Source organism: Actinomadura sp. GC306 (assembly GCF_004348665.1).
Taxonomy (GTDB): Bacteria; Actinomycetota; Actinomycetes; order Streptosporangiales; family Streptosporangiaceae; genus Spirillospora.
The window spans coordinates 20,007-30,137 of the sequence record NZ_SMKM01000049.1 but is presented as its reverse complement, the minus strand read 5'-3'; the positions used below and the strand labels follow the sequence as shown (position 1 = coordinate 30,137).

Here is a 10,131-nt window from a genome sequence, read left to right as displayed (position 1 = left end):
GGGCGGGTCGGGCAGGAAGGTGCGGCCGAGGGCGGCGCCGGCGGGGAGCGTCAGCACCGCGGTGATCAGCACGGTGGCGGTGAAGCCGAGCCCGGCTGCCGCCGTGGCGACGCCGACCAAGCCGCCGCTCATCGCGCCGACGCACCACCCCGCGTGCATGCCGCTCAGCACGGGCCGGCGGTAGGCCCGCTCGACGACGCTGCCCTGCGCGTTCATCGCGATGTCGGTGACGCCGAACGCCATCCCGAACAGCACGACGGCGCCGAGCAGCACGCCGTAGGAGGGCGCGAGCGCCACCGCCGCGAACGCCAGCGAGGTCAGCGGCAGCGCGGCCCGCAGGACGGCGCGGCTCCCGGCGCGCGACATCAGCCCGCGCAGCGCCTGCATGGCCGTGATCCCGCCGAGTCCCCAGACGAGGACGACGATGCCGATCTCGCTCTCGTCCGTCCCGAACTTGGCGGCCAGCGCGGGCAGGCGCGCCACCCAGACCCCGATCAGCAGGCCCGCCAGCGCGAAGGTCAGGAACGTCCCCGTACGGGCGCGGGACAGCATGGTTCACCTCTTCCTCGTTCTCGGCGCGGCGGGGCGCACCCCGGGGCGGGACTGTGACGGACATCATGGAACGCTCCAGGCCGGTGGCCCGGATGTCGGGTGGGGGCGGCGGCGCGGTGCGCGCCGGGCGCTACCGGTCCAGCAGGGCCAGCAGCCGCCGCCTCAGTGCTTCGAGCTGGTCCGCGCCGTACAGCGCGGGATCATGGCTGACCACTTCCCACAGGCCCTCGGCGGCCAGCCGGACGACCGTCGCCAGCTGCGGGTCGGGGTCCTCCGCGGGGTCGCGGCCGTGCCAGCGCCGCATCGCCTCGTTCAGCGGCTCGGCCTGCTCCGGGTCCGCGGCGGCGGCCGTGATGGCCGACCACCGCCGGTAGGCGCGGGCCTCCCCGGTGAGGATCTCGAACGTGGCCTCGACGTAGGCGCGGGTGTAGGCGCCGGGCGCGCCGTCCTCGTAGGAGGCGATGTAGGAGGCGATCAGGTCGTCGAACTCCTCGATGACCCGCGCCACCATCGCCCGGACGAGCGCCTCCTTGGTGGGGAAGTGGTAGAGCAGCCCTCCCTTGCTGACGCCCGCGCGGTCGGCGACCGCGGTCAGCGTCAGCGCCTGCGTCCCCTGCTCGGAGAGGACGGCCTCGGCGGCGTCCAGGAGGGTGTCCTTCATCATGATCCTTCGACTGTACCGTCTGGACGGTATACAGGCGAACACCGGCCCGGCCGCCGCCATTCCCGGGCCGCCCGCCGGGCCCCGGACCGCCCGCAACCGGCCGGGCAGCGGCGGGGAACACGAGTGCCGCGGATACTGTTGACCCCGTGGTGACCTACCTCGACCATGCGGCGACGACCCCGATGCTGCCCGAGGCGATCGAGGCGATGACCGCCCGGTTGCGCGAGCTCGGGAACCCGTCCTCGCTGCACGCGGTCGGCCGGCACGCCCGCCGGGTCGTCGAGGAGTCCCGCGAGATCATCGCCGAGGCGTTCGGCGCCCGCCCGAGCGAGGTCGTGTTCACCTCCGGCGGCACCGAGGCCGACAACCTCGCCGTGAAAGGCGTCTACTGGGCCCGCCGCGCCGCCGACCCCGCCCGCGACCGCGTGCTCGCCAGCGCGGTCGAGCACCACGCCGTCATGGACGCGGTGCAGTGGCTCGCCGGCCACGAGGGCGCGCGGATCGACTGGATCCCGGTGGACGGGCGGGGCCGCGTGCACCCCGAGGCGCTGCTGGAGGCCATGGGCTCCGGCGACGACGTCGCCCTCGCGACCGTGATGTGGGCCAACAACGAGGTCGGCACCGTCCAGCCCGTCGCCGAACTCGCCGCCGCGGCGCGCGAGCGCGGCGTCCCGCTGCACACCGACGCCGTCCAGGCGGCCGGGACGCTGCCCGTCGGGTTCGCCGCGAGCGGCGCGCAGGCGCTCACGCTCACCGGGCACAAGCTGGGCGGCCCGCTCGGCGTCGGGGCGCTGCTGCTGGCCAAGCCGAAAGAGCCGCTGTTCCTCGACCCGGTCCCGCTGCTGCACGGCGGCGGCCAGGAGCGCGACGTCCGGTCCGGGACGCTCGACGCGCCCGCCATCGCCGGGTTCGCCGCCGCCGTCCAGGCGACGGTCGCGCACCGCGACGCCGAGGCGCGGCGCCTCGCCGAGCTGCGCGACACGCTGATCGAGGCCGTGCGCGCCGCCGTCCCCGACGCGATCCTCAACGGCGACCCGGACGACCGGCTGCCCGGCAACGCGCACTTCTCCTTCCCCGGCTGCGAGGGCGACGCCCTGCTCATGCTGCTGGACGCCCGCGGCATCGCCTGCTCCACGGGTTCGGCCTGCTCGGCGGGCGTCTCCCAGCCGAGCCACGTGCTCATGGCGATGGGCACCGGCGCCGAACGCGCCCGCGGTTCGCTGCGCTTCAGCCTCGGCCACACCTCCACCGAGGCCGACGTCAAGGCCCTCGCCGACGCGATCGGCCCGGTCGTGGAGCGCGCCCGCCGCGCCGGCCTCGGCTGACCGCGTTTGACCCTCCCTTTAACGGGGACAGCCTTGCCGTCCTTGAGGAGGGGAGCGCGCATGGTGATGGAAGGCGAAGTGAAGCAGGCGGGCCGCAGGGCTGCCGGGCACCCGTGGTTCCACCACCTGTCCCGGGTGGGCCTCGTCGCCCGCGGCCTGCTCTACCTGCTCATCGGCTGGCTGGCGCTCCGCATCGGATTCGGCGGCGGCAGCGGCGGCAAGGAGGCCGAGCGCACGGGAGCCCTGCAGATGGTCGCTGACGGGCCCGGAGGCACGATCGTCCTGTGGGTCATGGCGGGCGGGTTCACCGCGCTCGCCGTCTGGCAGCTCGCCGAGGTGCTGTACGGGCGTCCCATCCCGGACGGCCACAAGTTCCGCGAGCGGCTGGGCTCGGCGGCCCGCAGCGTCGTCTACCTCGGTGGTGCCGCGGTGACCTTCGGGTTCCTGTTCGGGCACCAGGGGTCGTCCAGCGACAAGCAGTCCCAGACGTACACCGCGCAGGCGATGGGCGCGCCGGGCGGCCGGTGGCTCGTGCTGGCCGTCGCGGCGGGGTTCCTGGGATGGGGCGGCTACGTGATCTTCAGCGCCGTCCGCCGGAACTTCCTGGAGGAGCTGGACACCGGCCGGATGAGCCGGGCCGCGCGCCGCTTCGTCCAGCCGCTCGGGATCGCGGGCAACGCCGCCCGCGGCCTCATCGGCGCGGGCGTCGGGGTGTTCCTCGCCTACGCCGCCATCACCTTCCAGCCGGACAAGGCCAAGGGCCTGGACGGCACCCTCCGCGAGTTCGCCGACAGCCCCGCCGGGCCCTGGGGGCTGCTCGCCGTGGCCGCGGGCCTGCTCGTCTTCGGCCTGTACTCGTTCTGCGAGGCGCGCTGGCGCAAGGTCGACGCCTCCGGGCCCGGCTGGTAGGGCCGGGCCGGCGGGCCCTCAGGGCTGGTAGGGCGCCAGGGCGCGCCAGCCGGGGTCGCCGGTGGAGGCGACCTTGGCCTTGCCCTCCGGCCACGCGGCGGCGAGCTGGTCCAGCTGGGAGATGACCCCGGAGTCGGGGTCGGCGTAGAGGTGGTAGACGCGGAGCCCGTCGCCGGTCTCGTGGACGGCGAGGACCGCGCGGTCGCCCAGCTTGGCGAGCTTCTTCTCGAACGCGCGCAGCGCGCCCGAGGACGGCTCTACGGGGAGCCGGTCGGGGTTGCTGTTCGCGTACGGGACGCTGATCGCCACGTGCAGGTCGCAGAGCGGGTAGTCCTGGCGGTGCAGCGGGAACCGGGCGGCGAGCCGGGCGGGGTGCCCGCGGGGCGTGCGGCCCTCGCCGGTGAGCCAGGCGGGCTCGGCGAACGGCTCGGCGACCTGCTCGACGACCGCGGCCAGCATCGACGGCGGCAGCGCGTCGATCGGCGCCTCGGTGGCGATGGTCACCTCGCCGATCCAGCGGGCGACGTCGTCCTCGCCGAGGGCCCAGTGCAGCACGTTCAGCGCCACCTGGAGCTGCTGCTCCTCCGACACGAACAGGAAGTCGGGGTGGTAGGCGGTGATGTGCACGCGGGCCCGGGCGGTGTCGGCGCGCATGCCGAGGCGGACGTACTCCAGGTCGAACTCGTGGTCGCCGAGGGCGAGGTCCTGGGCGAGCATCTCGCGGTCGGGCTGCCGCGCCGGGTGGAAGCTCCAGCCGCCGGCCGCCGCGCCCGACGGCGCGGACCGCGCCCAGCGCTCGGTCAGCCCGCGCAGCTCGGGGGCGCCGCCGCCGGTCACGGTGAGCGAGGGGGCGCGGTCCTCGGCGCCGCCGATCTCCCACTGCAGCGCGGAGTGGATCTTGTGCACGCGGCGGGACAGCTCCTCGATCGCCTCCGCGGACAGGCCCTCGCCGGGCGTCTCCGGCTCGGGCTGGTCGGGCCCGGCGGCCAGCGACGCCTCGATCGTCGGGCGCGCCTGTGCCCACCAGTCCCAGAACTCGCTGATCGCGGGCGGTGTCACCGGTGACGCCTCGCGCGGACGACGGAAGATTCCCATAGCGGCCCCAATCGTACGCGTAAATGCCGCCTGGGGATCGGGCCACGCCGCGTACGCTCGAAGGACTATGACTTTGCGCGTACTCGCCGCCATGTCCGGCGGCGTCGACTCCGCCGTGGCCGCCGCCCGCGCCGCCGAGGCCGGGCACGACGTCACCGGCGTCCACATGGCCCTGTCCAGCAACCCCCGGTCCTACCGGACGGGGGCGCGCGGCTGCTGCACCCTGGAGGACTCCCGGGACGCGCGCCGCGCCGCCGACGTGATCGGCATCCCCTTCTACGTGTGGGACCTCGCCGAACGCTTCCACCGAGACGTCGTCGAGGACTTCGTCAGCGAGTACGCGGCGGGCCGCACCCCGAACCCGTGCCTGCGCTGCAACGAGAAGATCAAGTTCGCGGCGCTGCTGGACCGCGCGATGGCGCTCGGCTTCGACGCGGTCTGCACCGGCCACTACGCGCGGCTGGACGCCTCCGGCGCGGTCCCCGTCCTGCGGCGCGGCGTCGACGCGGGCAAGGACCAGTCCTACGTGCTCGCCGTGTGCACCCCCGAGCAGCTCGCCCACGCCCTGTTCCCGCTCGGCGACACGTCCAAGGCCGACATCCGGCGCGAGGCGGAGCGGCGCGGCCTCCAGGTGGCCGACAAGCCCGACAGCCACGACATCTGCTTCATCGCCGACGGCGACACCCGCGGCTTCCTGGCCGAGCGGCTCGGCACGGCGCCGGGCCCGATCGTCGACACCGACGGCAACGAGGTCGGCGAGCACGAGGGCGCCTACGCCTACACGATCGGCCAGCGCAAGGGCCTGCGCATCGGCACCCCCGCGCCGGACGGGCGGCCCCGCTACGTCCTCGACATCTCCCCGGTGACGAACACCGTGACCGTGGGGCCGCGCGAGTCGCTGGACGTCACCGAGATCGTCGGCGAGCGCCCGGTGTGGCTGAGCGAGGCCCGGAGCGGCCCGTTCGGGTGCGAGGTGCAGCTCCGTGCGCACGGCGAGGTGTACGCCTGCACGGCCGAGATGGACGGCGACGACCTGCGCGTCCGCCTCGACACCCCCGCGCGCGGCGTGGCACCGGGCCAGGCGGCCGTCCTCTACGACGACGACCGCGTCCTGGCCTCAGCCACGATCACCGACACCGCCCGCGTCCCCGTCTGACGCCCGGCACCGGACCTCAGCCACCATCCCGGCCCCGCACCGACCCCAACGCCTGCGATCGCGTCCGAAGGCAGGTTTCGAGCGAAGCGAGAAACCTGATCGCGCAGCGAGCCCCTGGGCGAGTCGGAGCGATGCAGCGATCGCCGTAGTGACCGCCGAAGGAGGGCCCTCTAGGGCCCGACGCCAAGGGCGCTACATTGAGCACGTGGAATTTGGTGTTTCGACGTTCGTGACCGATGAGGGGATCGCGCCCGCCGCGCTCGGGCGGGCGCTGGAGGAGCGCGGGTTCGGGTCGCTTTACCTGGCCGAGCACACGCACATCCCCGTGAAGCGCGAGACGCCGTGGCCGGGCGGGAGCGACCTGCCGCGCCAGTACTACCGGACGCTGGACCCGCTCGTCGCGCTGACCGCCGCCGCGACCGTGACGGAGCGGCTGCGCGTCGGCACCGGCATCGCGCTGGTCATCCAGCGCGACCCGATCGTGCTGGCGAAGGAGGTCGCCTCGCTCGACCTGGTCTCCGGCGGCCGGGCCGTGTTCGGCGTCGGCGCCGGCTGGAACCGCGAGGAGATGCGCAACCACGGCACCGACCCGGCGACCCGGATGCGGCTGCTCCGCGAGCGCGTGCTGGCGATCAAGGAGCTGTGGACGAAGGACGAGGCCGAGTTCCACGGCGAGTTCGTCGACTTCGACCCGGTGTTCTCCTACCCCAAGCCCGTCCAGGACCCGCACCCGCCCGTCATGATCGGCGGTTCCGGGCCGACGACGTTCGACCGGGTGGTGGAGTTCGGCGACGGCTGGATGCCGATCTTCGGCCGCAACACCGAACAGCTCGCGGCGCAGATCGCCGAGCTGCGCGAGCGGGCCGGCCGCCGCGTGCCGGTGACGCTCTTCGGCGTGCCGCGCGACGCCGGCACGGTCGCGGAGCTGCGGGACGCCGGCGTCGACGAGGTCCTGTTCAACCTGAAGACCCTGCCCGAGGACGACTCGCTGCGCTACCTGGACCGGCTCGCGGAACTGCTGTGATCACAGCGCCGGTAGGGTTCCCCGTGTGACGACCAACCACCCGTGGCAGGCCGGGACGGCGACCGGCATCGGGTCGTACCCCGGTACCGATCCGGCGGAGGCGCTGCGGATCGTCCTCGGTGAGCTGCCGGACCTGCCGCACCTGCCGGAGCTCCCCGCGCGGGGGCCCGGCGCCGACCTGATCGGCCGCACGGCCGGGCTGCTGATCGACATGCCGGTGCACGTGGAGCCGTCCGGATGGCGGTTCTCCGACCGGCCGGGCCGCGACACGCTCCGCTCCCGCGACCACCTCGCCCGGGACCTGGACGTCCTGGAGGAGCTCGCCGCGGCCCACGACGAGCCGTTCAAAATCCAGGTGTGCGGGCCGTGGACGCTGGCCGCCACGATCGAGCTGCGGCACGGCGACCGGGCGCTCAAGGACCCCGGCGCCGTCCGCGACCTGGCCGCCTCGCTCGCGGAGGGCGCCGCCGCGCACGTCGCCGACGTCCGGCGCCGGCTGCCCGCCGCGCGGATCGTCCTCCAGCTCGACGAGCCCGCGCTGCCCGCGGCCCTCGCCGGAACGGTCCCGACCGCCAGCGGCTTCTCCCGGCTCCGGGCGATCGAGGAGCCGGTCGCCGAGCACGTGCTCCGCACGGTGATCGAGACGGCGTGCGCGGACGGCGCCGCCTACCCGGTGGTGCACTGCTGCGCGCGGGACGTCCCCTTCGCCCTGCTGCGGGGCGCGGGCGCGCGGGCGATCTCGGTCGACATGAGCCGCATCGCGAGGCGGGACGACGACGCGGTGGGCGAGACGATCGATGCCGGAACGGGCCTCCTGCTCGGCGCGGTCCCCGCCACCGACACGGCCCTGCCGTCCCTGCGGGCGACCGCCGAACCGGTGCGGGAGCTGTGGCGGCGGCTCGGGTTCCCGGCCGCGCGGCTGGCCGAACAGGCCGTGCTCACGCCCGCGTGCGGGATGGCCGGCGCGTCGCCGCGGTACGTCCGCGCGGCCCTCGCACGCTGCCGCGACGCCGCGAAGATGCTCTTCGAGGCGGCCGCGTAGGCGGGCGTGGCGGGGCTCCGTATTGTCGGACGCGTTGACGACAATAGGGGTCATGACCATGAGCGACGGCGTTCCCACCGAGGCCCGGCAGCGGCACCTTGAGCTGAGCCAGGAGATCGACGAGGCCAACTACCGCTACTACGTCCTCGACCAGCCGTCGCTCTCCGACGCCGACTACGACCGGCTGATGCGGGAGATCCAGGGGCTGGAGGAGCGGCATCCGGAGCTCGTCACCCCCGACTCGCCGACGCAGCGGGTCGGCGCGCCGATCGTCACCGACTTCGCCACCGTCGAGCACCTGGAGCGGATGCAGAGCCTCGACAACGCGATGAGCGCCGACGAGCTCGTGGCGTGGGACGAGCGCGTCGTCAAGGAGGTCGGCAAGGTCGCCGGGTACCTGTGCGAGCTGAAGATCGACGGGCTGGCCATCGCGCTCACCTACGAGAACGGGCGGCTCGTGCGCGGGGTGACCCGCGGCGACGGGCGCACCGGCGAGGACGTCACCAACAACGTCCGCACCATCGGCGACATCCCGCACCGGCTGGCGGGGGAGGGCTGGCCGGAGCTCCTGGAGGTCCGCGGCGAGGTCTTCCTCCCCGTCGAGGGGTTCGAGCAGGTCAACGCCGCGCAGGTGGAGGCCGGCAAGGACCCGTTCGCCAACCCGCGCAACGCGGCCGCCGGGTCGCTGCGGCAGAAGGACCCGCGGGTCACCGCGCAGCGGCCGCTCGGCATGCTCGTCCACGGGTACGGGGCGTGGCGCGGCGGGACGCAGCCGGACGGCCAGTCCGGGGCCTACGAGCTGATGCGCGGCTGGGGGCTGCCCGTCAGCGACCGGTACCGGGTCCTCGACGGGATGGACGCCGTCCGCGCGTACATCGCCGAGTACGGCGAGAACCGGCACGGCACCCCCTACGAGATCGACGGGGTGGTCGTCAAGGTCGACCAGTTCGCGCTGCAGCGGCGGCTCGGCTCGACGAGCCGGGCGCCGCGCTGGGCGATCGCGTGGAAGTACCCGCCGGAGGAGGTCAACACCAAGCTCCTCGACATCAAGGTCGGCGTGGGCCGCACCGGGCGCGTCACCCCCTACGGCGTGATGGAGCCGGTCAAGGTCGCCGGGTCGACCGTCGAGCGCGCCACGCTGCACAACGAGGGTGAGGTCAAGCGCAAGGGCGTCCTGATCGGCGACACCGTCGTCCTGCGCAAGGCCGGCGACGTGATCCCCGAGATCGTCGCGCCGGTGACCGCGCTGCGGGACGGCTCCGAGCGCGCGTTCGAGATGCCGGCGAACTGCCCCGAGTGCGGCACGGAACTGGCGTACGAGAAGGAGGGCGACGCCGACATCCGGTGCCCGAACGCCCGGTACTGCCCGGGGCAGCTGCGCGAGCGGGTGTTCTTCGTGGCCAGCCGCAACGCGCTGGACATCGAGGCGCTCGGCTACGTGGGGGCGACCGCGCTCACGCAGCCGCTCGAACCGGCCGAGCCGCCGGTCAAGAACGAGGGCGACCTGTTCCACCTGACCGTCGAGCGGCTCCTGCCCATCCGCAGCCTCGTCCTCGACCCGCGGACGGGGACGTCCAAGACCGACCCGAAGACCGGCGAGCCGAAGGTGGTGTCGTTCTTCGCCAACAAGGAGGGCCAGCCGAAGAAGACCGTCGAGGTCCTCTTCGACGAGCTCGAGAAGGCGAAGAAGCAGCCGCTCTGGCGGGTGCTCGTGGCGCTGTCGATCCGGCACGTCGGACCGTCGGCGGCGCGCGACCTGGCGCGGGAGATGCGCTCGATGGACGCGATCGCGAACGCCTCGGAGGAGGAGCTCGCGGCGGTCGACGGGGTCGGGCCCACGATCGCGGCGTCGATCAAGGCGTGGTTCGAGGTCGACTGGCACCGCGAGATCGTCGAGAAGTGGCGGGCCGCCGGCGTCCGGATGCAGGACGAGGGGGCGGCGGGCCCGCGTCCGCTGGAGGGCGTCACGGTGGTGATCACCGGGTCCCTGGAGGGGTACAGCCGGGACTCGGCGACCGAGGCGGTGCAGCGGCTCGGCGGCAAGGTGTCGGGCTCGGTGTCGAAGAAGACGGGCTTCCTGGTCGCGGGCGACAGTCCCGGGTCCAAATACGACAAGGCCGTCAAGCTGGGCGTCCCGGTGCTCGCGGAGGAAGGTTTCCAGGTCCTGCTGGCCGAGGGGCCGGAAGCGGCCAGGAATGTGACGGTCAGCACCGACGGATAACGCGGTGTGTTCGGGGTACTTCCACCAGGTTTGCGTTACTCAGGGGTACACTTCAACTACCCAACGGTGAGTGGCGGGGTACGACACGGGCATAACGCAACGTACGCAATCGGTTTCGCGAAGTTGAGCGAAGGCCGTACTCT

9 protein-coding genes are annotated in these 10,131 nt (G+C 73.7%); 6 read left to right on the top strand and 3 right to left on the bottom strand.

Going from position 1 to position 10,131, the window contains the following annotated elements:
• Together E1200_RS10230 and E1200_RS10225 are read right to left on the bottom strand one after the other, a co-directional pair.
• The coding region (locus E1200_RS10230) for an MFS transporter (protein WP_131951588.1) at positions 1 to 552 on the bottom strand (552 nt) is incomplete at its 3' end.
• 130 nt (positions 553 to 682) lie between these two features.
• Positions 683 to 1,216: a TetR/AcrR family transcriptional regulator gene (locus tag E1200_RS10225; RefSeq protein WP_131951587.1), complete on the bottom strand. Its 534-nt coding sequence runs from the start codon at positions 1,214 to 1,216 to the stop codon at positions 683 to 685.
• Positions 1,217 to 1,365: 149 nt separating this feature from the next.
• On the opposite strand from E1200_RS10225, the gene E1200_RS10220 reads away from it, so the two are divergent.
• Complete coding sequence (locus tag E1200_RS10220) at positions 1,366 to 2,541, top strand: cysteine desulfurase family protein (RefSeq protein WP_131951590.1); 1,176 nt, start codon at positions 1,366 to 1,368, stop codon at positions 2,539 to 2,541.
• A gap of 66 nt (positions 2,542 to 2,607) precedes the next feature.
• Positions 2,608 to 3,450 (top strand): DUF1206 domain-containing protein, encoded by an 843-nt coding sequence (locus tag E1200_RS10215; protein ID WP_243708458.1) that lies wholly within the window; start codon positions 2,608 to 2,610, stop codon positions 3,448 to 3,450.
• Between the two features lie 18 nt (positions 3,451 to 3,468).
• On the opposite strand, the gene E1200_RS10210 is transcribed toward E1200_RS10215, so the two are convergent.
• On the bottom strand, positions 3,469 to 4,545 hold the full coding sequence (locus E1200_RS10210) for a DUF695 domain-containing protein (protein WP_131951585.1): 1,077 nt from the start codon (positions 4,543 to 4,545) through the stop codon (positions 3,469 to 3,471).
• A 67-nt stretch (positions 4,546 to 4,612) separates the two neighbouring features.
• On the opposite strand from E1200_RS10210, the gene mnmA reads away from it, so the two are divergent.
• The 4 genes from mnmA (at position 4,613) to ligA (ending at position 9,988) form a co-directional block, all read left to right on the top strand.
• Positions 4,613 to 5,701, top strand: a complete 1,089-nt coding sequence (gene mnmA / locus E1200_RS10205) for a tRNA 2-thiouridine(34) synthase MnmA (protein ID WP_131951584.1) — start codon at positions 4,613 to 4,615, stop codon at positions 5,699 to 5,701.
• 205 nt (positions 5,702 to 5,906) lie between these two features.
• The gene (locus E1200_RS10200) at positions 5,907 to 6,725 is read left to right on the top strand and encodes an LLM class F420-dependent oxidoreductase (RefSeq protein WP_131951583.1); all 819 of its coding nucleotides are present in this window, start codon (positions 5,907 to 5,909) and stop codon (positions 6,723 to 6,725) included.
• A 25-nt stretch (positions 6,726 to 6,750) separates the two neighbouring features.
• Positions 6,751 to 7,767, top strand: coding sequence for a methionine synthase (locus E1200_RS10195; protein WP_131951582.1), 1,017 nt, complete (start codon positions 6,751 to 6,753; stop codon positions 7,765 to 7,767).
• Positions 7,768 to 7,819: 52 nt separating this feature from the next.
• A complete protein-coding gene (gene ligA / locus E1200_RS10190) occupies positions 7,820 to 9,988 on the top strand; it encodes an NAD-dependent DNA ligase LigA (protein ID WP_131951581.1) in 2,169 nt (722 codons plus the stop codon).
• The last annotated feature ends 143 nt before the right edge of the window (positions 9,989 to 10,131 follow it).

Coding starts and splice junctions, on each gene's coding strand:
- E1200_RS10210 (WP_131951585.1), bottom strand. CDS start 4,545: ATGGGAATCTTCCGTCGTCCGCGCGAGGCGTCACCGGTGACACCGCCC.
- E1200_RS10225 (WP_131951587.1), bottom strand. CDS start 1,216: ATGATGAAGGACACCCTCCTGGACGCCGCCGAGGCCGTCCTCTCCGAG.
- ligA (WP_131951581.1), top strand. CDS start 7,820: ATGACCATGAGCGACGGCGTTCCCACCGAGGCCCGGCAGCGGCACCTT.
- E1200_RS10215 (WP_243708458.1), top strand. CDS start 2,608: ATGGAAGGCGAAGTGAAGCAGGCGGGCCGCAGGGCTGCCGGGCACCCG.
- mnmA (WP_131951584.1), top strand. CDS start 4,613: ATGACTTTGCGCGTACTCGCCGCCATGTCCGGCGGCGTCGACTCCGCC.